The organism is Streptomyces albipurpureus, from assembly GCF_023701525.1.
GTDB lineage: Bacteria > Actinomycetota > Actinomycetes > Streptomycetales > Streptomycetaceae > Streptomyces > Streptomyces albipurpureus.
The window spans coordinates 67,439-94,049 of sequence record NZ_JAMQAW010000011.1 but is presented as its reverse complement, the minus strand read 5'-3'; the positions used below and the strand labels follow the sequence as shown (position 1 = coordinate 94,049).

The 26,611-nt window shown below is 70.8% G+C and carries 21 protein-coding genes; 16 read left to right on the top strand and 5 right to left on the bottom strand.

The genetic code is table 11. The annotated features are described in order from the left end of the window. Positions 1-190 precede the first annotated feature (190 nt). The 9 genes from NBG84_RS14640 to NBG84_RS14600 are packed head-to-tail and all read left to right on the top strand — an operon-like array spanning position 191 to position 10,214. On the top strand, positions 191-1,180 hold the full coding sequence (locus tag NBG84_RS14640) for a lysylphosphatidylglycerol synthase domain-containing protein (protein ID WP_250919861.1): 990 nt from the start codon (positions 191-193) through the stop codon (positions 1,178-1,180). Beyond that, on the top strand, positions 1,177-2,625 hold the full coding sequence (locus NBG84_RS14635) for an aspartate aminotransferase family protein (RefSeq protein WP_250919860.1): 1,449 nt from the start codon (positions 1,177-1,179) through the stop codon (positions 2,623-2,625). The genes NBG84_RS14640 and NBG84_RS14635 overlap by 4 nt, the downstream gene beginning before the upstream one ends. Next, the gene (locus NBG84_RS14630; protein ID WP_250919859.1) at positions 2,616-3,659 is read left to right on the top strand and encodes an NAD-dependent epimerase/dehydratase family protein; all 1,044 of its coding nucleotides are present in this window, start codon (positions 2,616-2,618) and stop codon (positions 3,657-3,659) included. The genes NBG84_RS14635 and NBG84_RS14630 overlap by 10 nt, the downstream gene beginning before the upstream one ends. A gap of 20 nt (positions 3,660-3,679) precedes the next feature. Beyond that, positions 3,680-4,684 carry a UbiA prenyltransferase family protein gene (locus NBG84_RS14625; protein WP_250919858.1) on the top strand — a complete coding sequence of 335 codons (1,005 nt, stop codon included), beginning with the start codon at positions 3,680-3,682 and terminating at the stop codon, positions 4,682-4,684. A 51-nt stretch (positions 4,685-4,735) separates the two neighbouring features. Continuing rightward, a complete protein-coding gene (locus NBG84_RS14620) occupies positions 4,736-5,782 on the top strand; it encodes a glycosyltransferase family 2 protein (protein ID WP_250919857.1) in 1,047 nt (348 codons plus the stop codon). Continuing rightward, positions 5,779-6,975 (top strand): endonuclease/exonuclease/phosphatase family protein, encoded by a 1,197-nt coding sequence (locus NBG84_RS14615; protein ID WP_250919856.1) that lies wholly within the window; start codon positions 5,779-5,781, stop codon positions 6,973-6,975. The genes NBG84_RS14620 and NBG84_RS14615 overlap by 4 nt, the downstream gene beginning before the upstream one ends. Beyond that, on the top strand, positions 6,972-8,129 hold the full coding sequence (locus NBG84_RS14610; protein WP_250919855.1) for a glycosyltransferase family 4 protein: 1,158 nt from the start codon (positions 6,972-6,974) through the stop codon (positions 8,127-8,129). Before NBG84_RS14615 ends, NBG84_RS14610 begins: the two co-directional genes overlap by 4 nt. Continuing rightward, positions 8,126-9,148: an endonuclease/exonuclease/phosphatase family protein gene (locus NBG84_RS14605; RefSeq protein ID WP_250919854.1), complete on the top strand. Its 1,023-nt coding sequence runs from the start codon at positions 8,126-8,128 to the stop codon at positions 9,146-9,148. The genes NBG84_RS14610 and NBG84_RS14605 overlap by 4 nt, the downstream gene beginning before the upstream one ends. A 58-nt stretch (positions 9,149-9,206) precedes the next feature. Beyond that, entirely contained in the window at positions 9,207-10,214 is a 1,008-nt protein-coding gene (locus tag NBG84_RS14600) for an aldo/keto reductase (RefSeq protein ID WP_250919853.1), read from the top strand. A gap of 311 nt (positions 10,215-10,525) precedes the next feature. Here the strand turns inward: NBG84_RS14600 and NBG84_RS14595 are convergent, their stop codons facing one another. Both NBG84_RS14595 and NBG84_RS14590 read right to left on the bottom strand, forming a co-directional pair. Next, positions 10,526-12,649 (bottom strand): MMPL family transporter, encoded by a 2,124-nt coding sequence (locus NBG84_RS14595; protein WP_250919852.1) that lies wholly within the window; start codon positions 12,647-12,649, stop codon positions 10,526-10,528. A gap of 326 nt (positions 12,650-12,975) precedes the next feature. Beyond that, positions 12,976-14,244 (bottom strand): NAD(P)/FAD-dependent oxidoreductase, encoded by a 1,269-nt coding sequence (locus NBG84_RS14590; protein WP_250919851.1) that lies wholly within the window; start codon positions 14,242-14,244, stop codon positions 12,976-12,978. Between the two features lie 322 nt (positions 14,245-14,566). Here NBG84_RS14590 and NBG84_RS14585 point away from each other — a divergent pair, with 322 nt between their 5' ends. Continuing rightward, positions 14,567-15,511, top strand: coding sequence for a helix-turn-helix domain-containing protein (locus tag NBG84_RS14585; RefSeq protein ID WP_250919850.1), 945 nt, complete (start codon positions 14,567-14,569; stop codon positions 15,509-15,511). Here NBG84_RS14585 and NBG84_RS14580 read toward each other — a convergent pair. Both NBG84_RS14580 and NBG84_RS14575 read right to left on the bottom strand, forming a co-directional pair. Next, complete coding sequence (locus tag NBG84_RS14580; protein ID WP_250919849.1) at positions 15,405-17,321, bottom strand: ABC transporter ATP-binding protein; 1,917 nt, start codon at positions 17,319-17,321, stop codon at positions 15,405-15,407. The genes NBG84_RS14585 and NBG84_RS14580 overlap by 107 nt on opposite strands. Further along, positions 17,318-19,111, bottom strand: a complete 1,794-nt coding sequence (locus NBG84_RS14575; RefSeq protein WP_250919848.1) for an ABC transporter ATP-binding protein — start codon at positions 19,109-19,111, stop codon at positions 17,318-17,320. The genes NBG84_RS14580 and NBG84_RS14575 overlap by 4 nt, the downstream gene beginning before the upstream one ends. 222 nt (positions 19,112-19,333) lie before the next feature. Here NBG84_RS14575 and NBG84_RS14570 point away from each other — a divergent pair, with 222 nt between their 5' ends. From NBG84_RS14570 to NBG84_RS14545, 6 genes are all read left to right on the top strand, one after another. After that, entirely contained in the window at positions 19,334-20,356 is a 1,023-nt protein-coding gene (locus tag NBG84_RS14570; RefSeq protein ID WP_250919847.1) for an ABC transporter substrate-binding protein, read from the top strand. After that, positions 20,353-21,450: an ABC transporter substrate-binding protein gene (locus tag NBG84_RS14565; RefSeq protein WP_250919846.1), complete on the top strand. Its 1,098-nt coding sequence runs from the start codon at positions 20,353-20,355 to the stop codon at positions 21,448-21,450. Before NBG84_RS14570 ends, NBG84_RS14565 begins: the two co-directional genes overlap by 4 nt. Positions 21,451-21,457: 7 nt before the next feature. Then, positions 21,458-22,387, top strand: a complete 930-nt coding sequence (locus NBG84_RS14560) for a siderophore-interacting protein (RefSeq protein WP_250919845.1) — start codon at positions 21,458-21,460, stop codon at positions 22,385-22,387. 5 nt (positions 22,388-22,392) lie between these two features. After that, on the top strand, positions 22,393-23,448 hold the full coding sequence (locus tag NBG84_RS14555) for a Fe(3+)-siderophore ABC transporter permease (protein WP_425608643.1): 1,056 nt from the start codon (positions 22,393-22,395) through the stop codon (positions 23,446-23,448). Next, the gene (gene fepG / locus NBG84_RS14550) at positions 23,445-24,578 is read left to right on the top strand and encodes an iron-enterobactin ABC transporter permease (RefSeq protein ID WP_425608637.1); all 1,134 of its coding nucleotides are present in this window, start codon (positions 23,445-23,447) and stop codon (positions 24,576-24,578) included. Before NBG84_RS14555 ends, fepG begins: the two co-directional genes overlap by 4 nt. A gap of 231 nt (positions 24,579-24,809) precedes the next feature. Then, positions 24,810-25,664 carry an ABC transporter ATP-binding protein gene (locus NBG84_RS14545; RefSeq protein WP_250919843.1) on the top strand — a complete coding sequence of 285 codons (855 nt, stop codon included), beginning with the start codon at positions 24,810-24,812 and terminating at the stop codon, positions 25,662-25,664. Between the two features lie 382 nt (positions 25,665-26,046). Here the strand turns inward: NBG84_RS14545 and NBG84_RS14540 are convergent, their stop codons facing one another. Further along, positions 26,047-26,538: a peptidylprolyl isomerase gene (locus tag NBG84_RS14540; RefSeq protein WP_250919842.1), complete on the bottom strand. Its 492-nt coding sequence runs from the start codon at positions 26,536-26,538 to the stop codon at positions 26,047-26,049. Positions 26,539-26,611 lie beyond the last annotated feature (73 nt).

Below are 26,611 nucleotides of genomic sequence, written 5' to 3'. Positions count from 1 at the left end.
GCTGCGGATGCCCGGCCGGGGGCATCCGCAGCCGGTGTGCCTGTGGGCATCGTGCCGGCGGCGGGGACGAGGACCGGGCGGCGGTCGGCCAGTGAACGATCCCGCCCCAGCGCCGCCCCGCGCGAGCCCCGGCGTGGCCGACCCGGGAGCAGGGTCCGCCACCGCCTTACCCGCGCCCCTACCCGACCCCGTGTCCACCACCGAGCAGCGTCCTTCGGCCCTGCGGCGGATCCTGGGCTCCCGCGTCCTGCGCCCGGTCGCCGTCCTGGTCCTGCTCACCGCGACGGTCTTCGCGGTCGGCGGTTCGCTGGCGGCGGCCGGCGCCGAGATCTCGGCCGCCGCCCGCCGTCCCGGCGGGGCGTCGCTGCTCTTCGCCGCCGTGCTGGCCAACACGGCGGGCCTGGCGTTGTCGATGCTCTCCTGGCGGGCGCTGGTGGTGGATGGCCAGACCCGGCTGCCGATGCCGACCGCCGCCCGTATCTTCTTCATCGGGATGATCAGCAAGTTCGTCCCCGGCCGGATCTGGGGTGTGCTCGCCCACCTTCAGCTGGGCCGGGACGCCGGTGTCCCCGCCGAGCGGATGCTCTCCGGCTTCGGGCTCGGCCTGGTGATCGGTGTAACCACCGGCGCCGGGGCCGGAATGCTGATGGCGCCCGCGGTACTGGGCGTGTACGCCTGGGTGTTCGCGCCGCTGGTGCTGCTGGCCGTTGCCGCGTTCGCCCGGCCCGGCTGGGTGAACCGCCTGGTGGCGGTGGTACTCCGGCTGGCCAGGCGCCCGGCCGTCGAACCGGGGTCGCCACAGGCCGTCCGCCGCTCCATCCTGCTGGCGCTGGCCTCCTGGGCGGTGTCCGGTCTGCATCTGTGGGCGCTGGTGGTGTTGTTCGGCGCACCTGCCTGGGGCTCGCTTGCGCTGGCGGTCGGCGGGTTCTCGCTGGCCACCGTGACGGGCAGCCTGGCGTTCGTCCTGCCCGACGGGGTCGGTGCGCGGGAGTTGGTGCTGCTGGCCCCACTGGCCGTGGTGATGCCGCTGCCCGCCGCGACCGCCGCCGTGATCGCCAGCCGGCTGGTCTGCGTCCTCAGCGAGGTCGCCGCCACCGCCGCCGCCCTGCTGTGGGAGCGGATCGTCCGTCCCGCACCGACCGCCCTGTCCCGTACCACCGTTTCGGAAGGGGTCCGATGACCGCTGTTGCCGCACCACTGATCAGCCTCGAAGAGGCGGAGGAGCTGACGGTACGACAGGTCCACGACCTGTACCGCTCGCATGTGAACCGGAGCCAGGTCGCCCTGATGACCTCGTTCGGCTTCGGCCGGGAGCTGGTCGACCACGCCGAGGGCGCCTGGATACACACCCGCGACGGCCGCCGCATCCTGGACTTCACCGGCGGTGTCGGTGTGTTGCACCACGGCCACAACCACCCGCGCATCCTGGCCGCCCGCCGGCGCTTCCAGGAACGGCAGCGGATGGAGGTCCACAAGACCTACTTCTCGCCGTACGTCGCCGCGCTCGGCCACAACCTCGCCCAACTGCTGCCCGGCGACCTCGCGATGTCCTTCTTCCCCAACTCCGGTGCGGAGGCGGTCGAAGGAGCGGTGAAGCTCGCCTACAAATACCACGCCGGGCGCCGCTCGCGGATCCTGCACGCCGACATCAGTTTCCACGGCAAGCTGCTCGGCTCCGGAAGCCTGACCGGCAGTGCCCAGTCCACCGCCTTCAGGTTCCCCGGCATCCCGGGGGTCTCCACCTTCGCCTACGGCGATCTCCACTCGGTGCGCCAGGCCGTCGCCCGCGCCCGCGACACCAGGGGCCGTTGCGACGTCTACGCCCTCCTGATCGAACCCTTCTCGGCCTCCACCATGAGCGAGTGCTCCGAGGAGTTCCTGCGCGGGCTCAGAGAGTTGTGCACCGCCGAGGACATTGTGCTGATCTTCGATGAGATCTACACCGGCTGGGGCAAGACCGGCAGCCTGTTCCACTTCATGCGCTACCCGGGCCTGATACCCGATGTGGTCACCACCTCCAAGGCCTTCGGCGGCGGCAAGTCCTCCATCTCCGCCTTCGTGGCCCGCGAACCCGTCTTCAAACAGGCGTACGACAACCTCGGCGACGCCCTGCTCCAATCCACCAGCACCACCTACTACGGCTTCGGCGAGGAGACCGCCACCGCCATCGAGGCCGTCAACATCGCCGTCGAGGACGACTACCCGGCCCGGGCCCGCGACATCGAACGGGTACTCGTCCCGGGTCTTGAACGGCTGCGCAAGCAGTTCCCCGACATCATCGCCGACATCCGGGGCGCCGGGGCGCTGCACGGGGTGTTCCTGGACGGAGGTCCACGCCTCCTCGACCTCGCCGCGAAACTCGCCCCCGGCGGTCTCGCCCGCGACCCGCTGCTGCGCACCAAGTTGATCACCTGCGCGGTGATCAACGCGATGTACCAGGAGCACGACGTGTTCCTCTACTACACGCTCAACGGCCGCAGCCCGCTGGTCATCGCCCCGCCGCTGGTCGCCGGGCCGGCCGAGGTGGAGATATTCCTGGACGCCTTCGAGCAGACCCTCGCCAAGGGCCTCACCCGGCTGCTCACCTCCTTCGTCAAGGACAAGGCGGTGTCCAGATGGGCCTGAGGGTCGCCGTCACCGGAGCCGCCGGCATGCTCGGCTCCCACTTGGTCACCCGGCTGGCCGCCGACGGGCACGAGGTGATCGGGCTCGATCTGCGCCGCGCCGAGAGCACGCCGCAGGGCGCCCGGCACCTGCTCTGCGACATCCGCGACGGCGCCGCGCTGGCCCGGGCCTTCGCCGGCGCCGACGCACTGGTGCACTGCGCCGCCGCCCTGCCCAGCTACCCCGTCGACCAGATCCGCTCCATCACGGTGGACGGCACCCGCAGCGTCCTCACCGCCGCCGAACAGGCCCGCATCCCCCGCGTGGTGCACATCTCCTCCACCGCCGTCTACGGGCTACCCAAACGGGTGCCCACCCCGGAGGAGCACCCGCGCGAGCCAGTCGACCCCTACAGCGGCGCCAAGGCGGAGGCCGAGGTGGTCTGCGAGGAGTTCCGCGCCCGGGGAATGTGCCTACCGGTGCTGCGCCCCAAGACCTTCGTCGGCCCCGGTCGGATGGGCCTCTTCTCGATGCTCTTCGAATGGGCCGACGAGCGGCGGAACTTCCCGGTGCTCGGGCGCGGCGACGTCCGCATCCAGATGTTCGGCATGGCCGACCTGGTGGATGCGGTGGTGCTCGCACTCAAGGCGCCCCCGGAGGTCGCCAACGACGTGTACAACGTCGGTGCCGCCGAGTTCGGCACCATCCGCGAGGACTTCCAGGCCGTCCTGGACGCCGCGGGCCACGGCAAACGGGTCGTCCCGCTGCCCGCCGGTCCCGCCCTCGCGGTGCTGAAGGGCCTGGAGCGCAGCAGGCTCTCACCGGTGTACGGCCGGCTGCTGTACAAACTGCTCGACGACAGCTACGTGGACATCAGCCGCGCCCGCGAACGGCTCGGCTTCCGGCCGCAGCAGTCCAACCGCGACGCCATCCTGCGCACCTACGAGTGGTGGCGCACCCTGCCGCCCGCCCGCGCCGCGACCAGTGCCACCGGCCGGACCAGCCGTGATCCCTGGCGACAGGGAGCACTCGGACTGGCCAAGGTCTTCTTCTAAAGCCCCCTGGAGCCCCAGCCGTGGAGAGACCTGCCGTGGACATCCCGCAGACCTCCGCCGCGCCCGTGCGCGTGGCGGCCCCACCCACCCTCCTCACCCCTCCCGCCCCGCCCGCGCCGCTGGCACCGGCCATCGGCCCGCGCCGCCGACCGCTGGTGGACCTGCTGGCCCTGATCCGCCCCGGCCAGTGGGTGAAGAACCTGGCCGTCGTACCGCTCGCACTGCTCGACCCCCGCCACTGGACGCCCTTCGGGGTGGGCCGGATCCTCTGGGCGCTGGCCGTCTTCACCCTCGCCTCCGCGATCGTCTACGTGGTCAATGACCTCGCCGACCGCGACCGCGACCGACTGCACCCCACCAAGCGGCACCGCCCGCTCGCGGCCGGCCGGATCGGCACCCGCGGGGCGCTCGCCCTGGCCGCCGTACTGGCAACCGCCCTGACCGCAGCCGTCACGGTGCACCCGTTCGCCCAGTGGTGGCCGGTCGCCGTCTACCTGCTGATCAGCCTCGGCTACAGCCGGGGACTCAAACACGTGCCCCTGCTGGACGCGTTCATCGTGGCCTCCGGCTTTGTGCTGCGCCTCGCCCAGGGCTGCGTCGCCCTGGACAGGCCGGTACCCGACTGGCTCGCCATCTGCGTGTTCTCCCTCTGCCTGCTGCTCTCGCTGGGCAAGCGGCGACACGAACTCACCGCGGCAGGGCTGGGCCACCGCCCCGCGCTGCGCGGCTACACCCTCGCCTTCGTCGACCACCTGGTCGTCCTGATCGCCGGACTGACCGCCATGTCCTATCTGCTGTTCCTCCGCGAGGACCCGGTGTTCGCCGGTGCCGCCCACACCACGGCGCTGCTCTCCGCGCTCTGCGCGATCTTCGGGCTGGCCCGCTACCTCCAGGTGCTGCTGGTCGAGGAGGGCGGCGGCAACCCCGTCCGCATCCTGCTGCGCGACCGGGCCACCCTGGTCAACTCCGCGCTGTGGGCCGTGCTCATCGGCACCGCGCTGCTCCTGGAGGCCTCCCCGGCCTGACCGCCGTACGCACCCCGCCCATGCCCGCCCGCCCGAAAGGCACGGCCCGACATGACCCGCCCCACCGCAAACCCCCTGGCCTCGGTCGTCATCCCGAACTACAACTACGGCCGCGCCCTGGAACTCTGCCTGCGCGCAGCCCAGGACCAGACCTACCGGCCGCTGGAAATCCTGCTCGTGGACGACGCCAGTACCGATGACTCGGTGGCCGTCGCGCGGTCCCTCGGCGTACGGGTCGTCAGTACCGGGGTCAACAGCGGAGTCGCCATCACCCGCAACACCGGCGCCGCCCACGCCCGCGGAGAGATCGTGGTCTTCGTGGACTCAGACGTGGCCATGGAGCCGGACGCCGTCGCCAACGCGGTCGCCATGCTCCAGGAGAACCCCCGCATCGGCGCGGTCTGCGGCACCTACGACGCCGAACCACTGATCCGCGACAGCCTCATCGAGGAGTACCGGTGTCTGCACCAGTACTACTGGCTCGCCGAGCACGAGGGACGGATCGGCACCCTCCACACCGCCATCTGCGCGATGCCGGCCGATGTCTTCGCCGAGATCGGCCCGTTCAACCCGAAGCTGCGCCACACCGAGGACGGTGACTACGCCGCCCGGATCTGCCGCCGCTACGAGGTGCACAGCTCCACCACCGTGCGTGGACGCCACGACCACGACGACACCTGGCGGGTGGTGCTGCGCAAGGTCTTCCACCGCACCCGGCTGCACATCCCGCTCTACGTCCGCCGGCGCGACCTACCCGGCGGCATCGCCACCGGACCGCGCGCCGGAGCCAGCGTCGCCGCCCTACTGGCCCTGGCCACCCTGCCCGCCGGGCTGTTCGGCGCCCTCTGGCTGCTGCTGCCGGCCGGCCTGGCACTGGGCTCACTGCTCGCCGACAGCCATCTGTACGCCTTCGTACTGCGCCGCCGCGGGTACTGGTTCACCGCCTACTTCGCCCTGGCGCACTTCGTCGTCAACGCCGCCATCGCACTCGGCGCCGGCATCGGCGCGCTCCAGTGGCTCACCTCCGGCCGCTTCCGCCGACTCTACGACCTGCCCGCGGCCCAGGGCGCCGGGAAGCCCGCCGGAGCGGCGGCGTGAGCGCACCCGCCGGCATCGGTCGACCGGCGGCCGAACCGGAACCCGGCCCCAACCCGCTGTCCGCACCGCCCGCCGAGCCGCCCCGGACCCGCGCGGCCCACGCCGCCGCTACCGCGCTGTTCGCCCTCGCCGCCCTCTGGGTGCTGAACACGCTGCTGCGCACCGCCTTCAGCGGCCGATGGTGGCTCTGGAACGGCATCGACCTCGCACCGCCGCTCGCCTACCTGGTCGTTCCACTGGTCCTGCTGCTACCCGCGGTCCTGCTCCGCAGGCTGCGCAGGCCCAACCTGCTGCTGGTCGTACTCGCCCTGCTGCTGGGCGCCGGGCAGGCGGGCGTCCACCCGGGCGCCCTGCTGCGCGACCGGCCACCGGTGCCCGCCGACGCCCTGCGCGTGGTCAGTTGGAACACCTTCTTCTGGCACCAGGACACCGACCCCCGACGCTTCTACACCTATCTGCGCGGTTACGAAGCCGACGTCTATCTGCTCCAGGAGTACCAGAACGCTCGCGGGGACCGACCCGCCCCGATCGACGACCTCGCCCGGATCAGGGCCGCCTTCCCCGGCTACCGGATCGCCACCGAAGGGGGGTTCATCACCCTCTCCCGACACCCCATCACCCTGACCCGCGCGCTGCGCCCCACCGGGCTGCCCGCCCCCGACACCGATTGGCCCGACTACTGGGACATCCGGGCGCTGCGCACCGACGTCAGCGTCGGCGGGCGCACCCTGTCCCTCTACAACACCCATCTGCCCGACCTGCTCAACGTCGACCGCAACCCGCTGACCCCGGCCTACTACCACGCGGTCGGCGAACACGCCCACCGTCGCCTGCTCCACCTGCGTGAACTGCGCGCGGACCTGGACGCCAACAGCCACCCGGTGGTGCTCGGCGGCGATCTCAACGTGCTGCCGGGCAGCGCGGACCTGCGCTGGTTCCGGGGCCTGCGCGACACCGCCGAATCCGGCACCGACCCCTACCCCGCGACCTTCCCGGCCGGGCCCGCCGCGATGTGGCGGCTCGACTGGACCTTCGCCTCCCCCAGCATCGACATCCACCGCCAGTCGCTGGACGACCCGCCCCCGGGGCTCTCCACCCACCGCCTGATCCAACTCCGACTCTCCCTGCCACCGCTGCCGTCCACCCGGGCGGACGGCAGCCGCCCGGCGGAAGAACCGAAGGTCCAGTCATGATCAACGTCCGGGCCGCGCGCCCCCACCGCTACGACCTGACCGTCGCCCTCACCTACTACCTGCCGTACACCAGCGGGCTGACCGAGGTCGCCCGGACGGTCGCCGAGGGGCTGGCGGCACGCGGTCGGCGGGTCGCGGTGGTCGCCTCCCGGCATGATCCGTCCTCGCCCGTACGGGAGCGCGTCAACGGGGTGGACGTGTTCCGCGCGCCCGTCGCCGCCCGGATCGGACGGGGTGTGCTCAGCCCCGGCTTCCTCCCCCTGGCCGCCCGGCTGGCCCGCGCCTCCCGTGCCGTCAACATCCACCTTCCGATGCTGGAGGCGGGCCCGCTGGCCCTGTTGGCGGGGCGTACGCCCGTGATCACCACCCACCACGACGACGTCTGGCTGCCGCCCGGTCGCCTCGCCGGACCCCAAGTCCGCGTCGTGGACGCCTCGGTGGCCACCGCGCTGCGCCGGTCCGCCGCCGTCGTGGTCAACAACGCTGACCACGCCGAGCACTCCCGTCACTGGCCGCTCATGCGTGACCGGCTCGCCGCGATCGCCCCGCCCTGCCGCGAGCGGCAGCCGGCCCCCGCCACCTTCCGGGAGGGGCCGGGCCCGCACTTCGGGTTCCTGGGGCGGATCGCCCCCGAGAAGGGCCTGCACCACCTGGTCGACGCCTTCCGCACCATCGAGGACCCCGCCGCCCGGCTCCTGATCGCGGGGGACTACTCCAAGGTGGCCGGCGGCAGCGTGGTCGGCGCGCTGCGCGAACGCTCCGCGGACGACCCGCGGATTCGCTTCACCGGATTCCTGCCCGAGCGTCAAATCGCCGCGTTCTACTCGTCGTTGGACGTCTTCGCGCTGCCATCGGTGGCCGAGGAGTCCTTTGGCATCTCGCAGACCGAGGCGATGATGATGGGCGTTCCATCGGTCGCCAGTGATGCCCCCGGCATGCGGGTACCGGTCACCAGCACCGGATTCGGCCGGCTCTTCCCGCCCGGTGACATCGTCGCCCTCGCCACCGCCCTCCTGGGGGCCGCCACCCTCTCACCGCGGCAGCGGGCCGAGGGCGGCCGGGCCACCCGGGCCCGGTACGGCACCGAGGGCTGCCTGGACAGCTACGACGCGCTCCTGGGGCGGATCGGTGCCGCCGGCCGGGTGACCGCGTGACGATCGGCGCACTCGTCCTGTGGGCAGCCGTCCTGTGGTCCGCCTACCTGCTCGCCCACCTGCTCCTCAACGGACGGTGGTGGGGCTGGCTGCTCCCCTCGCTGGCGCCACCGCCGCTCTTCGTGGCGGTGCCCGTCCTGCTCGGCGCGCTCGGCCTCACGGCGGGCGGGTCGGCGGGTCTGGGCGCCGCCGCGCTGGCCGCCGTAGCCCTGGTCGCCGGCGTGGGCCAGAGCGGGCTGCTGCTGCCCCGGCCGCGACGCGGGCCGCGCCCCGCCCCACCGGGCGAGGCGCTGCGACTGGTCTCCTGGAACACCCAACACTGGTGCCAGCGGACCGATCCGGAACGGTTCTACCCCTTTCTGCGGCAACTCAACGCCGACGTCTACCTGTTGCAGGAGCACCACCACGACCGGTTCGACGGCACCTATGCGCTGATCAACGAGGAGGCAAGGCTGCGCGCCACTTTCCCCGAGTACGGGATCGTCATCGCCCGGGGGCTGGTCACCATGTCGCGACTGCCGGTCGCGGAGGTCGTTGGGACCGCCGCCCAACGCACCCTACGGGTCGACCTGAGGCTGCCGGGCGGGGGAGTGCTCGCCACCTTCAATGTGCACATTCCCGTCCAGTTGCGATTGCTCAGCCCGCTGCGGGCCGAGTTCTACCGGGCGGTACGCTCCCGGGCCGCCGACCGCGAGCGGGAGTACCGGGGGCTGGCATCGGACGTCGCCGACTGCCCGCACCCGGCCCTGATCGCCGGCGACTTCAACACCACCCCGGCCATGGGAGACGCTCGCCGCATCACACAACTCGGCGCAGACACCGTGCATATGACAGGCCGTCTGTATCCTGCTTCCTGGCAGCCGCGCCCGGGTATGCGGTGGTGGCGGCTTGACTGGGTGCTGACCACGCCCGGCGCGCGTGTGCACACCTACCGGTTCCGCGACCCCGGGGACCTGTCCGACCACTGCGTCCAGGAGGTGACCGTCACCCTGGACGGCGCACCCCGGCCATCCTGCTGACCCACTCCTGGTCCGCACTCCTGCGCGCTGCGAACCCGAACTACCGAGAGGACTTACGATGCGTCATCGCTTTCTGGGATCGACCGGCCTGGTGGTCAGTGAACTCTGCCTGGGCGCAATGACGTTCGGACGCGAGAGCGCCGAACCGGAGTCTCACGCCATCCTGGACCGCTTCACGGAGGCCGGCGGCAACTTCATCGACACCGCCGACATCTACTCGGCGGGCGCCTCCGAGGAGATCCTCGGCCGATGGCTGAAGCAGCGCCGCCGCGACGACCTGGTGATCGCCACCAAGGTCCGCTACGGCACCGGCGAAAGCCCCAATGACCGGGGCCTGGGCCGCAACCACCTGATAGCCGGCGTGGAGGCCAGCCTGCGCCGGCTCGGCACCGACCACATCGACCTGTACCAGGTGCACGCATGGGACCCCGCGACGCCGCTGGAGGAGACCCTCTCCACTCTGGACACCCTGGTGAAGTCCGGCAAGGTCCGCTACCTGGGGGCCAGCAACTTCACCGGCTGGCAGCTCCAGAAGGCCCTCGACCTCAGCCGCCTGCACGGCTGGGAGCGCTTCGCCGCCCTCCAGCCGCTGTACAACCTGCTGGACCGCTCCACCGAGTGGGAACTGACCGAGGTGGCCCGCCACGAAGGCCTCGGAGTCATTCCGTGGAGCCCGCTGCGGGGCGGCTGGCTCAGCGGCTCGATCCGGCGCGGCGCCACCGCCCCGCCAGCCGGCAGCCGGGTGGAGACCGCCGAACGGCTCGGTTGGGGCGAGTCCTGGAGCGCCTACCAGGACGAGCGCACCTGGCGTGTCCTGGACGCCCTGTTCGAGGTGTCGGAGCGAAGCGGGCTGACCCCGGCCCAGGTCGCCGTCGCCTGGCTCGGCGGACGCCCCACCGTCACCGCCCCGATCGTCGGCGCCCGCACCCTCGACCAACTCGAAAACCTCCTCGGCGCCGCCGGCATCGACCTTGACCCGGCCGACGCAGCCCTCCTCACCAAGGCCGGCGACCAGCCCCTCCCGTACCCGTACAGCGTCATCGCCACCGACCCGGCAGAGCGCTGACCCACCGAGCGGCCATGACTCCAGGGGCCGGCGAGATCGGCGGGGCGCTCTCCAGGCTGGGCTGATGCACCAGGGGGCCATCGCTTCACGGGCGGGAGACGCGTCACCCGGCGGCAGGGCGAAGGTGCGCGCCCCTCACGGCCGATGGCACTCTCCGCCGACCGCGGGGGCGACGCCCGCCCCGGGTGAGTGGGACAGGCGCGACGGGCGCTCCCCATGCCGAACGCCGACTGTGACGTCATGGCGCGCTGCTCAACGCTGACCGTGGCGTTCTGCGGCGCCTGCTGAACGTCATGCCCGGTTCGTTGTACTCAGTCGGCCGGGGCGCGCTCGTCCTCGCTGTGGTCGGTTTCCTCAAGGCGCCGACTCAGCTTCCCGGGCCACCAGGCGGGCGGGCCGATGTCCAGGACCAGCGCCGGCACCAGGAGTGAGCGGACCACCAAGGTGTCCAGCAGTACCCCGAAGGCGACGATGAAGGCGATCTGGACGAGGAAGGCCAGCGGGATCACCCCGAGCGCCGCGAAGGTCGCCGCCAGAACCACCCCCGCTGAGGTGATCACTCCACCGGTGGCCACAAGCCCGCGGAGGACTCCCTGGCGCACTCCGTGGCGCAGTGACTCCTCACGGACGCGGGACATCAGAAAGATGTTGTAGTCCACACCGAGGGCCACCAGGAACACGAAGCCGTAGAGGGGCACGGACGGATCAGTTCCGGTGAAGCCGAGCAGATGCTCGAAGACCAGCGCCGAGACGCCGAGGGTGGCCACGAAATTCAGGGCCACCGTGGCCACCAGGAGTACCGGCATCACCAGGGAGCGCAACAGCCCTGTCAGGATGACCAGGATGATGGCGAGGACCACGGGGACGATGATCGTACGATCCCGTTCCGCGGTGTTCTGGGTGTCGTACCGCTGGGCGGTGTAGCCGCCCACGATGGCGTCGGCGCCTGGCACGGCGTGCAGTGTGTCGCGCAGCCTGGCCACGGTGGCTTTGGCCGCGTCGCTGTCCGCCGCGTCCTGGAGCGTGACGTCGATGCGGACCCGGCCGTCGACGACGAAGGGCTTGCCGCCGCCGGGGCGAGCGGCCCGCGTCAGGGCCCCTGCCGAGGCCACGCCTTCGGTGCGCCGGGCCGCCTCGGTCACCTGCTCGGCGCGGTCGGCCTCCGCGATGACCACGGTGGGGTTCCCTGATCCACCGGGGAAGTGCTGGGCAAGCGTGCTCTGGGCGGCGACGGACGGAGCGTCATTGACGAAGATCTCGTCCAGCGGTACGCCCTTCGAGGTGAGCGTGGGGGCGAACGCCGCGCAGGCGAGTAGGCCCACCAGGGCGACGGCCCAGACCTTTCGGGGTGCCTGGTCGATCAGCTTCGCCACCCGGTGCCATATCCCGGTGCCGCGTTCCCCACGGTCGGTGGACGGAGGCTTCGCCGGCCAGTAGGCGGCCCGGCCGAGCAGCACCAGGGCAGCCGGTAGAAAGGTCAGTGTGCTCAGTACGGAGCAGACAATGCCGATCGCGCCGACCGGCCCCAACGCCCGGTTGTTGGTCAGATCGCTGATCAGCAGGGCGAGCAGGCCCAAGGCGACGGTGGCCGCACTGGCGACGATCGCGCCGGTGGACTGCCGCAGTGCGGCCCGTACCGCCGTGAACCGGTCCGTGGACAGGACGAGTTCCTCGCGGTAGCGAGCGGTCAGCAGCAGCGCGTAGTCGGTCGCCGCACCGATGACGAGGATCGACAGGATGCCCTGGACCTGGCCGTCGACCCGCACCACACCGTGGTCGGCGAGCACATAGACGATCGCACAGGCGAGGCTCAGCGCGAAGACGGACCCCAGGATGATGACCAGGGGCAGGAGCACACTGCGGTACACCAACAGCAGGATCACCAGCACGGCCATCAGGGCGACACCGAGGAGCAGGCCGTCGATCCCGGCGAAGGCTTCGGACAGGTCAGCCTGAGCGGCGGCGGGGCCGGCCACCTGGGCCGAGGCGCCGGGCACACCTTCGGCGGCGGCGCGAATCCGATCGAGTGCGGTCGGCAACTCGTCATCGAGGTCGGGGCGGAGTTGGACCACTGCCTGGAGCGCCCGCCCGTCCTGCGAGGCCAGCGCGGGGGACACCCGCCCCGCCACGCCGGGGTCCTGGGCCAGGGACGCCAGCGCCCTGTCGGCCGCGCCGCGTTGTGCCGCCCCCAGCGGGCCGCCGTCATCGGCGGTCCAGACCACAATGGCCGGCACCGTCTCATCCTGCCGAAAGGCGCGTTGCGCCGTGATCACCTTGGTGGACTCCGCGCTCCGCGGCAGGAAGGCGGCCTGGTCGTTGGTGGCGACCTCACCGAGCTTCCCCGCGTACGGCCCGAGCCCTCCGCCGATGCCGAGCCAGGCGATCAGCAAGACGATGGGGATCAGCCAGCGGACCCGACGTGGTGTGGTGGACATTGTTCTCCGAGTCGTCACGTTCACCTGCCCCAACGAAACCCATCTCGGTCATGGCGAGTCATCGAGTCAGCGAGAACCGCGGTGATCCGGTCGACTGTGCTCGACCGGTCGTCAAGCACCGCAGGGAACCGAGCCCTCCGGTGCTGTTGGATTCTCTCCCTACCGGCTGTCTGGATGCACTTGGGTGCAAGTGGCTGTCCGGGGGCGGCCCTCAAGGCCCTGAGCCGGGCGGAACCCTCGGGGGGCGATGTGGGGCCCACCCCATCTCAGCGAGAGGGGTACTCCCCTGCTCTGTCAGCGGCGGGCGCCCCCGCACCTCCGCGCCCTCAGCGTCCGAGGTCGCGCAGCACCGCCCGCGCCGCTCTGGCACCCGAGGCCAACGCACCCTGGACCGAGCCGGTCGCCCGATGGTCGCCGCAGACATAGCGCCCCGGCCGTACCCGGGCCGAGCGGCTGAGCGGCTGCGGGGGTGGCATCGCCGGCAGGGCATCGTGCACGGTGCGTACGGTCAGCAACTCCCAACCCGCTGTTCCCTTGGCCGTCCTGGTAGCCGTCCCGGTGGCATAGACCTCCGCCAGCGCCTCGCGCACCCGGGTCTCCCGACCGGGCTCGTCCTCGCCGAGCACGGAGGTCGCGATCAGGGACTGACCCGCGGGTGCGTATCCCGGGACGACCTCGCTGAGCACACAGGTGTGCAGGAATCGGCGCCGGGAGTCGGTCACCAGGGTCGGTTCGCCCAGCGGTGGGGCCGAACTGGTGTGGAAGTAGGTCGTGACCACGCGGTAGGGCGGGACAGGGAGCCCGGGCAGTAGCGCCGCCGCCGGTCCGGGGCCCGTCGCCACCACCACGGCCGACGCGCCGAGCTCATGTCCCGATGCCAGCAGGACACCCTCGTCGGTGAGCCGGTCGACCGGACACTCCAACCGCACCGAGTCGGTGGGCAGCGCACTGGCGAGTTGCCCTGGGACGGCGCCGATTCCCTGTCCGGGCAGACAGAGCGTGCCGCGCAGCATGCTGCGCCACACCAGATGGAAGACCCGGCTGGAGGTCTCCAACTCGTCTTCCAGGAAGACACCGGAGAGGAAGGGGCGGAAGAAGCGCTCGATGAACTCCTCGGAGAAACCCGCGGCCGAGAGCGCGGTCCGGGTGGTGTGGTCCTCAGCCCGTTTGAGCGTTCCCACGGGACCGAGCATGTCCCGCGCCGAGAGGACTGCCAGCGCCAGCAGATCCCGGGCCGGCGCCAGGCGCCCTGGAAGCAGATCGAGTGGCCGCCGGGGCTTTCGGGTCGGGTCGCTGAACCGGATTCGGCCCTGTTCGGTGTGGACCAGCACCCCTGGGGTGAAGGGCCGCAGCAGCAGATCGGGCAGCGACAGTCGCTGCTTGCTCTGCGGATAGGAGGTGTTGAAGACCTGGAAACCGCGGTCGATGACAAAGCCCTCGTGGCGGTCGGAACGCATCCGTCCCCCCACCCCGTCCGAGGCCTCGACCAGCCGGACACCAAGCCCCGCCCGGAGCAGGTCATGGGCACAGGCGAGCCCGGCGAGGCCCGCTCCCACCACCAGCACATCCGGCGACGCTCCACTGTTCGGGGGCATGGCGACCGCCCTCCTTCCGGGGCCGCGCAGGCGCCACGCCAACCCGGCCCGTCCGTTCGTCCATCCGTCCCACCTGGTTGTTCCCGCCGTCCACCGTGGGCGGATGCGGGGTGCTGAGACCCTTGTCCGCAACCGGTTGGTGGCGGACCGTCGGGCAGCCCGGCGCAAGGAGGGTGGATTGAGAAGATTGTTGCGTTCTGCCCTGCTCTATCGAGAGACGATGTCACTACTCATCGGGCAATGACCGGCACGACGCGAGGGGATCGTTCGGGCGCTCGGCCTGCCCATGAGGTCCCAAGCGACGGGGCATATCGAGTGAGGTATGCCTAACCTCGGCCGCGTTATAGTGCTGCGCGGGCAGGCGGTCGAGGAGGTGGAGCGAGTGGACACACGGCGGGAGGTCCGTGCGCCGTACGGCATATCCACATCACGCATGCGCCGTGAACGGCATCCCCAGGGGCGAACGTGGGAAGCGCATACCCATCCGTTCGACCATGAGTTGCTGTGGGGTGTCACGGGGTCCGCGGTCACGGCCGTGGTGGATGGTGTCTCGTGGACCGTGCCACCGACCGTGGGACTCTGGCTTCCCGCGGGGGCGGTGCACGAGGTCACCACCGGCCCGGGGGCGGACTTCAACACCACCTACTTCCGGGCCGAGGTCTTCACCCCGGCATCCCCGCGACCCGGGGTCTGGGGACGGCCGGGGCTGATCGCCGTCTGTGCTGCGTTGCGCGAGATACTGCTCCACATGCGGCGGTACGGGATGCTCCTCGCCGCACGGCACCGGGCCGAGCAGGTCGCCTTCGACCTGCTTCAGCCACTGGAGATCGCCGCGGTGGAAGTGCCCATGCCCACCGATCCTCGGGCGCTCGTCGTTGCCGAGGCACTGATCGCCGACCCTGCCGACCCCCGGAGCCTCACGGATTTCGCCCGGCTCTCCGGGTGCGGGGTCCGGACCCTGACCCGGGTCTTCACCGCCGACACCGGAATGAGCTTCGTGCAGTGGCGCACCCAGCTCCGTATCCGTGCGGCCCTGACCTATCTGGCCGGTGGACTGCCGGTCTCCGTGGTCGGCCGACGGGTGGGATACGGCACCCCGAGCGCCTTTGTCGCGGTGTTCCGTCGGGTCACCGGACGGACGCCCGGCGAGTGCTTCGGCCTCATCGAGGACTCGGGTTACGAGGGCTTCGAGGGCTTCGAGGGCTTCGAGGGCCTTGAGGGCTTTGAGGAGGGCTTTCAGGAGTGCGAGGGGGCGGCGGGGCAGTAGTCGGGTGCCCGGGTGTTGGGCGGTGTGCCGTCCAGGCTTCCCAGAGGCCGGCATATCGGCCCTGTGCGGCGAGCAGCTCCCGATGACCGCCCTCTTCGACGATCCGACCCTCCTCCATCACCACGACGCGGTCGGCCGTGGCGGCCTGGTGCAGCCGATGGGCGACCAGGACCGCCGTACGCCCCTTCAGAACCGCTTCGGTCGCTGCCTCCAGGGCGCGGGCTCCCGCACCGCCCGCCTCGGCGGTCGCCTCATCGAGCACCACCACCGGCGGGTCGAGGAGCAGCACCCTGGCCAGAGCCAGCTGTTGGGCCTGCGGCGCGGTGAGCGGGTGGCCACCCGCGCCGACCAGGGTGTCCAGGCCCTCGGGCAGGGCGTCGATCCAGCTGTCCGCGCCGACCGCCCGCAACGCCCGGTCCAGTGCGGCGTCATCGGCCCCGGGGCTGGCCAGGCGCAGATCATCGGCGAGGGTGCCGACGAACACATGAACCTCCTGGGTGACCAGCGCCACCGTGCGGCGAGTGGCCGCCCGTCCCATCTCCCGGGGCTCTACGCCGCCGATGCGGACGGTCCCCGCCATGGGCTCGTACCCGCCGGCGATGAGCTGTGCGAGGGTCGACTTGCCCGCCCCCGTGGTGCCGACGAGCGCGACCCGCTCGCCCGGCGCGACGCTCAGGCTCACCCCGGACGGCACCTCAACTCCCTCCCGATGGGAGTAGGAGACCTCGGTGAGGGCCAGCGAACTGTCCCGGGGCCGCGGTGGATCGGCCGGTACCGCAGTTCGGGGCAGCAAGGTCACGCCGACCAGGCGGGCCAATCCCGCCCCCGCCTCCTGGAGTTCGTCGAAGACGCTGAGCAGTGCGCCGATCGGGTCGAAGAGGCGATGGAAGAAGAGTGCGGCGGCCGTTGCCTCACCGATGGTGACCGCACCCTCGCGCACTAGGTGGAAGCCGAGCGCGAGAACGGCCGCCAGGCCGATCAACTCGGCCAGATTGAGACGTCCGAAGAACCGGGTGCGCAGCCTGGTCGCCCGCAAGCTGTACCGGACGGCCGCATGGGAACGGTCCGCGATGGCGTCCAGATGGCGGGGCCCGAGCCGCATGGCGGTGACGGTGTCGACGGCCCCGAGTGCGTCGAGAAGCCGTTGTGCGCGCTCGCCCTCGACCGTGCGCTCGGCCCGGTAGACCGGCTTGGAGCGGCCGAGGTACCAGATCAGGGCGCGCAGTTGGATCGGCGCCGCGAGAAGGGCCGCGACGGCGAAACGCCAGTCGAGCGTCCCGAGGCCGACGAGGGTGAGGACGACGCCCAGAGCCGCGGTCACAAAGATCGGCACCGCGTTGGACGCCGCGTCGGTGACGACCCGTACGTCTCCGGTGATGCGGGCCACCAGGTCGCCGCGCCCTGACCGTTCCACCTCCTTCGACGGCAGGTGCAACGCACGGTCGAGGACGTCCTCGCGGAGATCGGCGACCATGCTCTCGCCGACATGGACCACCAGATAGTGGCTGAGTGCCCCCAGCAGGGCCTGGAGAACCGCGATCCCCGCCAGGACCGCGCCCAGCACATGGAGCGTGGGGAGGGCGTCCGTGCCATGGCGGACCACCTCGTCGACCATGCGACCGAGCACCAGCGGAGTGGCCAGACCGGCGAGGGTGTTCGCCACCAGGGGGACGATCGCCCAGAGGGCTCGGCCGCGGTTCAGCCGCAGCAGGCGCAGTGCCGCTCGGCGGGTGCCTGCCGTATCGGCCGCGGGGAGAAGCACATCGGTCGGTGACGCCAGGGGAGCGGTGCCGTGATCGGTAGGGGTCATGCCAGCACCGTCGCTCGATAGGACGCGGATGAGGTGAGGAGTCCGGTGTGGGTACCGGTCGCGGTGTTGCGGCCGTGGGTGAGCACGACCACCCGGTCGCAGACCGCGAGCAGCGTCGGACTGGTGGTCAACAGCACCGTGGTGAGGCCCGCTCTCGCCTCCCGCAGGCCGAGGGCCACCCGGGCCTCGGTGACACTGTCGATGGAGGTCGTCGGGTCGTGCAGGACCAGCACGGGGGCTCCCGTCGCCAACGCCCTCGCCAGGGCGATGCGCTGGCGCTGCCCGCCGGAGAGGGTCAGACCCTGCTCTCCGACCGCGCTGTGCAACCCATCGGGGAGGGCGTCGACCACATCGTGGACGCAGGCCGCGGTCAGGGCCGCGTCGATCGCCTCCGGGGTGACCGGAGGGTCATGGGGGGTGATGTTGCCGACGATCGTGCCCGCGAAGAGGGCGGCGTCGTGCGGTGGGGCGACCACGGTGCGCCGGGCCTCGTCCGGGTCGCTGTGGTGGAGCGCCGCTCCGTCGATGTACACGGCTCCGGAGTCGGGGTCGATCCGGCGGGCGCAGCAGTCCAGCAGGGCACGGGCGTGTGCGGCGTCATCGGTGACCACGCCCACGAGTTCGCCGGGTCCGGCGTGGAACGTCACCCCGGTCAGATCGCGGGCAGCGCCCGCGGGGGACCGGACGGTCAGCTCGTCGATCCGGAGGGCGCCGGCCCCGGCCGTCGGCGCTGGGGGAGTACCGGTGGACCTTGCCGTGGTGACGGCGGGAGGGGTGTTCAGCAGTGCGGCCACCCGTCGTGCCGATGCGCGGGCTCGGGCGAGGCCCGAGCCGAAGTACGCCACATCGACGAGCGGGCCGCGGAGGAACTGTGCCAGCCCCACGACGGCCACCAGTTCGCCCACGGTGATGCTGCCCTGAGCCGCCATGCGCGCGCTCACCAGGGCGATCAAGGCCAGAAATCCACCGGTGACCAAGGTGTTGGCGGCTGTGTACCAGGCCTGAGCCCGCTCGGTGCGCAGCGTCGCGGCAAGGGCCGCGCGGCTGACCGTGCGATAGCGCCGTGCGGCGTGGGGCTGGGCGCCGATGCCGTCCAGCACCCGCAGTCCGGTGAGCAGATCCGTCGCGGTGGCCCCGGCTTGTGCGGCGGACTCGTAGTCGTGCTCGGTGCGCCGTTCCAACGGGCGGCTCGCATACTGCATCGCCACCAGTACGGGCGGGGTGCCGATGAGGACCAGAAGACCCAGCGGCACGGAGATCAGCAGGAGGGCCACGGCCGCGGTGATGATCGCGGCAGCGGCGGCGAGCTTGGTGCTGAGCGTATGGGTGAAGCGGGCGACGTTCTGCGCGTCGGCGGTGGCGAGTGAGAAGAGTTCGCCCGGTCTGCGGCCGCTCGCCATCCCGAGCGGGTCAAGCGCCCGCTCGGCGATGGACATCCGAACGCTGTGCCCGCCGTACTCCGCCACATGGGCCGCTGCCCGCGCCGCGTATCGCCAGGACAGCAGCAGCCCGCCGAACAGCACGGTGAGCACCAGCAACCAACGGCCGAGTGCGGCCGAGTCGCCGGTGGCGACCGCGCGATCGATGATGGCGCCGATGGTGACCGGTATGAGCGCTTCCGCGACATCGTGGCCGGTCAGTCCAGCCGAGGCAGCCGCCAGACGGCGCCCTCGCCGCTGACCGCTGAGTGCCTCACGCAGCACGGCGCGGGCAGTGGTGGGTTGTTGAGGACGCGCGGACGCCGAAGGCGGGGACGCCGTGGCGGACGGCGAGTTGAAGTGGGCGGGCATGAGAGCCGACCGTACCGGCGGCCAGGACGGCGCTCGTTGGGACGGGCCATTTCCTGTTGTGAACGGGCCAATGCCCGGCCCGGTGGCCGCATTGCGACAGGGACTGGCCTATGCCCGATATCGCATGTTGCATCCCGCTCACCTGGTCGGCTATTCATAGGTAAGGCTTACCTAATAACCTTTCTTCGCGGTCCGCTGCGGAGAACCGCCCCGGAGGCATCGATGCCCGTTGCACCACCACTGCTGAGACCCCCGCACCGCCCGGCCCCCGGCGGTGTGACCCGGCGCCGGTTCGCCATCGGGGCAGGGGCCCTCACCACCGCCGGAGCACTCACCGCCTGCGGCAACGAATCCTCAGCCGGGGCGGGAAGCGGCACCGGAACCTCCGCCGGCGACACCCTGCGCTTCACCTACGGCGGCGCCGATGTCACCGTGCCCCGCAACCCGCGCCGCGTGGTCACCATCCAGGGCCGCGTCGATCTCGAACTGGCCCTGCTCGCCGGATATCCGGTCGTCGGCTCCGGCAACGCATGGATGCCCAGCGCCCGGGTGGGCTCCCAGTTCACCGGCGTCACCGTGCCCAAGGTCACCACGGTCGGCCTCGGCAATGGCACCCAGGTCGACTACGAGCAGATCCTCGGGCTGGAACCGGACCTCATCGTGATGCCGCAGTACGGCTATGAGAGCGACTGGTACGGCAACGAGCGGCTGGAGCAGATCGCCCCCGTCCTCGGAGTGTCCGAGGAGCCGGTCGACTGGCGCGCCGCGAGCTCGGAGCAGATGCGGCTGCTCGGCCGCGACCAGCAGATCCGCACCCACATCAAGACCTTCGACGAGAAGCTCGCCCGGCTGCGGCCCCGGCTGGCCGAGAAGCTGGGCGGCCGGAAGGTCGCCTTCGGTGTGGTCACCGACGACGCGTTCAGCGTGTGGACCCGGACCATGGTCATGTCCGTCGCCAAGGAAGCGGGCCTCGACGTCCTCTTCTACGACCCCAAGGACGAGAACAACAGCTTTGAGCTGTCCACCGAGCAGTTCAACCGGCTCGACCGGGCGGATCTGGTGATCCGCCAGGCCGTGGACGCCGGGTCGGCCAAGGTGCTCGACGCCCGTCCCACCTGGAAGCAGCTTCCCGCGGCGCGCAACCGCAAGGTGGTCACCATGGACGGCCGCTTCAGCGCCGGACTGGTCCTGACCGCGACCGGATTCCTCGATGTCCTCGCCGAAGCAGCGGAGCTGTACGCATGAGCCCTCGAGCCGACGTACGCACACCCTCGATGGCCCACCACGGCAGCGGCGCGCGCACCGCGGTCCGCGACTGCTGCCGAAACGGCACCCTGCCCGGTCACCGCGGCACGCCCGACACCCGTCTCGTCCGCAACGAGCTCACCCGGCGCGGCTTCGGCCGGGGAGTGGGCGCCCTCACCCTCGGCGGGCTGCTGGTCGCCTGCGGCAGTGACGGCAACGGCTCCGGTGGCGCGACCGGTGCCGGTGCCAAGGACGGCGGCACGATCGACTTCTCCTACCAGGGCTATCGCGCGAAGATCCCCGCCGACCCCCAGCGCGTCGTCGCACTTGACCCGCGTACCGGCATGGAGTTCGCCGTGATGGCCGGCTATCCCATCATCGCCGGGTACCGGCTGGAGAAGGGGAACCACCTCGCCACGCGGGTCCCCGCGGGCTTCAAGGCGCTGGAAGGCAACGAGACCGAGCCCAGCGCCGAATCGGTCCTGGCCCAGGAGCCGGACCTGCTGGTCATCGGCGAGGACTGGTGGAAGTTCTACCAGGAGAAGAAGCTGCTCACCGAGGACATCGCCCCCGTACTCGTCGTCGGTGGCGGCTTCAGCCCGTTCTGGCGCCGCCACACGGAGCAGCAACTCACCCTCCTCGGCCGTGAGCAGCAGGCCAGGAAGCAACTCACCGCCTACGACACCCGGCTGGCCACCGCCAAGAAGGAGGTCGGGCGGCTGATCAAGGGCAAGAAGGTACTCATCGCCGGTGCCGAGAATCCGCAGTTCTGGGCCCAGACCCGCAGCTTCTACCTCAGCGTCGCCAACGAACTCGGCATGGACGTGATGTTCTACGACCCCGAGCGCGATATCAGCAGCGGCAAGTCCAACGAGTACCACAGCCTGGAGCAGGTCGACGCCTTCGCACCGGCCGACCTGATCATCCTCCAGAACCCGGACGACCCGGCCACCCGCGCCAAGACCTGGCAGCGGCTGCCCGCCGTACGAGCCGGCCGGGTCGCACCCCTGAACTACTACAGCAACGCCGGGCTCGCCCTCACCGCCACGGCCCTGCTCGACGAACTCGTCTCCGCCGCGAAACTCCTGGGGTGATCGGAGCATGAAGGACCTGCTGCACCGGGGAACGGTGCTCACCACCGACTACCTCACCCCCGGCATGATCCGGATCGTCTTCGGCGGCGATGGACTGGGCGCGTTCGAGACCTCAGGCGTCGGAGACGAGTATCTGCGCCTGCACTTCCCCGTCCCCGGCACCGGCGAACTGGTCCTCCCGAGGCCCGAACTGGACTGGTCCTACCCCGAGGGCGTGGAGCGCTCACCCGCCGAGCGGTACACCGTGCGGCGATATGACCCCGAGCGCGGCGAGGTCACCTTTGACTTCGTGGTGCACGACGGCGGTGCGGCCAGCTCCTGGGCGAAAGCCGCCCGGCCCGGCGATGAGCTGGGCATCGGCTCCCCGCGCGGACTCTACGACCCACCCGCGGGTGTCGAACACCAACTCCTGGCCGCCGACGCCACCGGTCTGCCAGCGGTGGGACGGCTGGTGGAGCAACTGCCCGCCGGCACCCGCGCCACCGTGATCGTCGAGGTGGCCGACGCCAGCCATGAACAGGTGATCCACTCCCCGGCGGACGTGCGGTACGTCTGGCTCCACGGAGCGGGCAACGGCATCGGGCCCAGCCGGCTGGAAGCGGCCGTACGCACCCTGGCCAGGCCAGGTACCCCGCCCGGCTATGTCTGGGTCGCCGGTGAGAGCCGCGCGGTACGCGGTATCCGCCGCTATCTCCGGCATGACCTGGCGCTACCCGCGCGGATGTACAAGGTGGTCAGCTACTGGCAGCACGCGTCCAAGGAGTGGGAGGACCGTTGGGCGGCCCTTGACCCCACCGTCCGTCAGCGGCTCGACGATGCCTTTGACTCCATGCGCGACCACGCGATCCGCGGCGCGGAAGGCGATGAGGCGAGCATCGAGAAGAGCGAGGAGATCCTCGACTCGGTGGAAGAGACCATGGAGAGAGCCGGGCTGTGACCAGTGTGACCACCGAGGGCCGTACGCGCGCGGCTCGCGAGAGCCCGCGGCCCTCAGTCGCACCCACCGCGGCCCGGCGCGCGCTCTGGCTCCTGGTCGCCGTGGCAGCGCTCACCGCCATGCTGCTGCTGAGCGTCGGCGTGGGCTCCAAGTACCTTCCGCCGGGGACCGTGTGGGACGGACTCTTCCACTACAACGGCTCCAACGACCATGTGATCATCCGCGATCTGCGGCTGCCCCGTACCCTGCTCGGCCTGCTGGTCGGCATGGCCCTCGGTGTCGCGGGCGCGGTCATCCAGGCACTGAGCCGCAACCCGCTCGCCGACCCGGGAATCCTCGGCGTCAACGCCGGCGCGGGATTCGCGGCCGTGCTGGCCATCGCCCTGCTGGGGCTCACCGATCTGCGCCAGTACATCTGGTTCGCCTTCCTCGGCGCGGTCCTCGCCACCGTCGCCGTGTATGCGATCGGATCACGGGGACGCGGCGGCGCGACCCCCATCCGCCTCACCCTCGCCGGCGTCGCGACCGGCGCCGTACTCAGCGGCATCAGTTCCGGCATCACCCTGCTGGACCCCGAGACCTTCGACCGGATGCGGTTCTGGGCGGCGGGCTCCATCGCGGGACAGGACATGGGGACCGTCGTGCGGATCACACCGTTCCTGGTCGTGGGACTGTTCCTCGCGCTGACCCTGGCCCGCCCGCTCAACGCGGTCGCCCTCGGTACCGACACCGCCCGTGCCCTGGGCGTCAACATCGGCCGGACCCGGCTGCTGAGCCTGGTCGCACTCACCCTGCTCTGCGGTGGCGCTACGGCCGTCGCGGGACCCATCGCCTTCGTCGGACTGATGATCCCGCACGTCGCGCGCTGGATCGTCGGCCCCGACCAGCGCTGGATACTGCCCTACACCCTTGTCCTGTCACCGATTCTGCTGCTCAGCTCCGACATCATCGGACGGCTGGTGCTGCGACCGGGCGAACTCCAGGTCGGCATCGTCACCGCGTTCGTCGGCGTACCGGTGCTCATCGTGCTGGTACGACAGCAGAAGGCGAGCGGACTGTGACCACGGATGTGACCACCAAGCCCGAGCGAACCCCGCGGGCACCCACCCGAGCACGCACCCGGCTGGGTCGCTCCACCGTCGATTTCGGACGCCCCATCCGGGTGATGCGCCTCAAGGACCTGCGCGGCGGTCGGCTCTCGCTCCGCCTGGACACCCGCGCCACTGCCCTCTGTCTGCTGCTTCTGACAGCCACCTCGGCCATCGGCGTGCTCACCCTCGGCACCGGCGAGTACACCGTCCCCACCGCCGATGTCATCCGGGCACTGCTCGGGGACGCCACCCACAAGGTGCACATGGTCGTCGTCGAATGGCGACTGCCCCGGGTGCTGCTGGCCGTCCTGTGCGGCGCGGCGCTCGGCGTCAGCGGTGCCATCTTCCAGTCGCTGACCCGCAATCCGCTCGGCAGCCCCGACATCATCGGCTTCAACACCGGTGCCAACACCGGCGCCCTGGCCGTCATCATGCTGGCGAACGGCGGCTACTACCAGGTGGCGGCGGGTGCGATGGCGGGCGGTGTCGTCACGGCGGCCGTGGTGTATCTGCTCGCCTACCGGCGGGGCATCCAAGGATTCCGTCTGATCATCGTCGGCATTGGAATCAGCGCACTGCTCGCTTCCTTCAACACCTGGATGACCCTCAAGGCCGACCTGGAGACCGCCATGGCGGCGGCCGTCTGGGGCGCCGGTTCCCTGAACGGGCTGAGCTGGGAGCAGCTCGGCCCGGTCTCCGTCGTACTGGCGCTGCTGCTGCCGGTGGTGCTGTTTCTGGCCAACCGGATGCGGATGCTCGAAATGGGGGACGACACCGCCCGTAGCCTCGGTGTGCGGGTGGAGCCCAACAGGCTCGCGCTGGTCGTCACCGGTGTCGCCCTGACCGCGTTGGTGACCGCGGCGGCCGGTCCCATCTCCTTCATCGCGCTGGCCGCACCCCAACTGGCGCGTCGCCTCGTCCGCTCTCCCGGTGTCTCGGTGCTGCCGTCGGCCGCGATGGGAGCCGCCCTGCTGGTCACCAGCGACTGGTTGGCCCAGCGGGCGTTCGCGCCGATTCAACTGCCGGTCGGTGTGGTGACGGTCAGCATCGGCGGGGTCTATCTGATCTGGCTGCTGCTCGGTGAGGCCAGGCGCCAATGACCATCCCTTCCCACCGCCGCACCACCACGGCGCCGCACCACCACGGCGCCGCACCACCACGGCGCCGCACCACCACGGCGCCGCACCACCACGGCGCCGCACCACCACGGCGCCGCACCACCACGGCGCCGCACCACCACGGCGCCGCACCACCACCGCGCCGCAACGACACGGCGCCGCAACGACACGACACGACTCCATGCGTCTTCCGCACGAAACGGACCCCGAGCGATGACCATCCACCAGGCCGAAGCCGGCTCGCTGTCCCTACCGAGAGCAACCGGGCCCGATCACACCGGCACCGAGCGACTGTGGGCCGAGAACCTGACGCTCGGCTACGACGCCCGGACCATCTCCACCGATCTGTCCATCCACATCCCCGACGGTTCCTTCACCGTCATCATCGGCCCCAACGCCTGCGGCAAGTCCACCCTGCTCCGTGCTCTGTCGCGGCTGCTCAAGCCCACCGCAGGCACGGTGCACCTGGACGGGCGCGCGATCTCCTCATACCCCGCCAAGGAGGTCGCGCGGCGGATGGGACTGCTCCCGCAGACCTCCGTCGCACCGGACGGCATCACCGTGGCCGATCTCGTAGCCCGGGGCCGGCACCCGCACCAGAAGCTGCTCCGCCAGTGGTCCGAAGCGGACGAGCAAGCGGTACTCGACGCGATGGAGGCCACCGGAGTCACCGATCTGTCCGGGCGGCTGGTCGACGAACTCTCCGGCGGACAGCGCCAGCGGGTCTGGGTCGCCATGGTGCTGGCCCAGCAGACCCCGCTGCTGCTGCTGGACGAACCGACGACGTTCCTTGACATCGCCCACCAGATCGAACTGCTGGAGCTTTGTCGAGACCTCAATGTGCGTGACGGACACACCCTGGTCGCGGTGTTGCACGACCTCAACCATGCCTGCCGGTACGCGGACCACATCATCGCGATGCGGGACGGGCGGGTGATCGCCACCGGGCGGCCCGGGGACATCGTCACCGCTGAGCTGGTCGAGGACGTCTTCGGGCTTCCGTGCCAGATCATCGAGGACCCGGTTTCCCACACACCTCTGGTGATTCCGTTGGGGCGACGGCGCTGACATCGCCCCTACCGGGACGCATCACGGTGCGCCGGGCCTCAGCGGGGTGTCCGGGGCTGTTCGGCAGGGGTACTCCCGGATCGGGTGCTTCCGGTCAGCGCGCTGACCGGAAGCGGGGCCGATGCTCCCCGGGAATGCGTCGAGGGCTGCCCGAACAGCGGGCAGCCCTCAAGGACGTCGATATCTCCTGCACCCGGCGCCCAGGCCCTGACGGAGTCAGACGCCGGACCGGGTAGCGGTTCGAGCGGGCCTACCGCTCCTGAACACCCGGTGTCACCCGCGCTGACACCGGGGCGGTCGGGGATCGGCCACCGTATCCACCACCAGCCGGCTGGAGCAGCGTCAGCGGCTTCCTCGGCGCGGCATCGGCCCCCGGACGCGGTCAGGCGCCCTCGGTCACGACCTCGGCGGACTCGATGACGATCTGCTCCAGCGGAACGTCCTGCGCGTTCGTCGGGATCTGGGCGATCTTGTCGACGATCTCCTCACCCTGCACCACCTGGCCGAAGACGGCATAGCCCCAGCCGTCCTGGCCCGGGTAGTCCAGGAAGCCGTTGTCCTTCACATTGATGAAGAACTGGGCACTGGCCGAGTGGGGCGCGGAGGTCCTTGCCATGGCCACGCTGTACTTGACGTTCTTCAGCCCGTTGCGCGCCTCGTTCTCCACCGTCTTCGGGGCGGGCTTCTGACGCATCTTGGTGTCAAGACCGCCACCCTGGACCATAAAGGTGCTGATCACCCGGTGGAAGATGGTGCCGGTGTAATGGCCGCTTTCGAGGTAGCTCAAGAAGTTGGCGACCGACTTCGGTGCCTTTGCATCGTCAAGTTCGAGCACGATGTTGCCCATGGATGTGGTCAGACGCACTGCGGTCATCAAATTCCCCACTCGAATTGCCGTAGTCAACTGCTGGGAGGACCCAACACGGTTACGTCCGAGTGGTGGATGA

What these genes read in the sequence shown, in the direction of transcription:
- NBG84_RS14540 (WP_250919842.1), bottom strand. Translation starts at nt 26,538, where the DNA reads ATGACCGCAGTGCGTCTGACCACATCCATGGGCAACATCGTGCTCGAA.
- NBG84_RS14565 (WP_250919846.1), top strand. Translation starts at nt 20,353, where the DNA reads ATGAGCCCTCGAGCCGACGTACGCACACCCTCGATGGCCCACCACGGC.
- NBG84_RS14620 (WP_250919857.1), top strand. Translation starts at nt 4,736, where the DNA reads ATGACCCGCCCCACCGCAAACCCCCTGGCCTCGGTCGTCATCCCGAAC.
- NBG84_RS14600 (WP_250919853.1), top strand. Translation starts at nt 9,207, where the DNA reads ATGCGTCATCGCTTTCTGGGATCGACCGGCCTGGTGGTCAGTGAACTC.
- NBG84_RS14575 (WP_250919848.1), bottom strand. Translation starts at nt 19,111, where the DNA reads ATGCCCGCCCACTTCAACTCGCCGTCCGCCACGGCGTCCCCGCCTTCG.
- NBG84_RS14590 (WP_250919851.1), bottom strand. Translation starts at nt 14,244, where the DNA reads ATGCCCCCGAACAGTGGAGCGTCGCCGGATGTGCTGGTGGTGGGAGCG.
- NBG84_RS14545 (WP_250919843.1), top strand. Translation starts at nt 24,810, where the DNA reads ATGACCATCCACCAGGCCGAAGCCGGCTCGCTGTCCCTACCGAGAGCA.
- NBG84_RS14630 (WP_250919859.1), top strand. Translation starts at nt 2,616, where the DNA reads ATGGGCCTGAGGGTCGCCGTCACCGGAGCCGCCGGCATGCTCGGCTCC.
- NBG84_RS14610 (WP_250919855.1), top strand. Translation starts at nt 6,972, where the DNA reads ATGATCAACGTCCGGGCCGCGCGCCCCCACCGCTACGACCTGACCGTC.
- NBG84_RS14560 (WP_250919845.1), top strand. Translation starts at nt 21,458, where the DNA reads ATGAAGGACCTGCTGCACCGGGGAACGGTGCTCACCACCGACTACCTC.
- NBG84_RS14595 (WP_250919852.1), bottom strand. Translation starts at nt 12,649, where the DNA reads ATGTCCACCACACCACGTCGGGTCCGCTGGCTGATCCCCATCGTCTTG.
- NBG84_RS14570 (WP_250919847.1), top strand. Translation starts at nt 19,334, where the DNA reads ATGCCCGTTGCACCACCACTGCTGAGACCCCCGCACCGCCCGGCCCCC.
- NBG84_RS14585 (WP_250919850.1), top strand. Translation starts at nt 14,567, where the DNA reads ATGCCTAACCTCGGCCGCGTTATAGTGCTGCGCGGGCAGGCGGTCGAG.
- NBG84_RS14580 (WP_250919849.1), bottom strand. Translation starts at nt 17,321, where the DNA reads ATGACCCCTACCGATCACGGCACCGCTCCCCTGGCGTCACCGACCGAT.
- NBG84_RS14635 (WP_250919860.1), top strand. Translation starts at nt 1,177, where the DNA reads ATGACCGCTGTTGCCGCACCACTGATCAGCCTCGAAGAGGCGGAGGAG.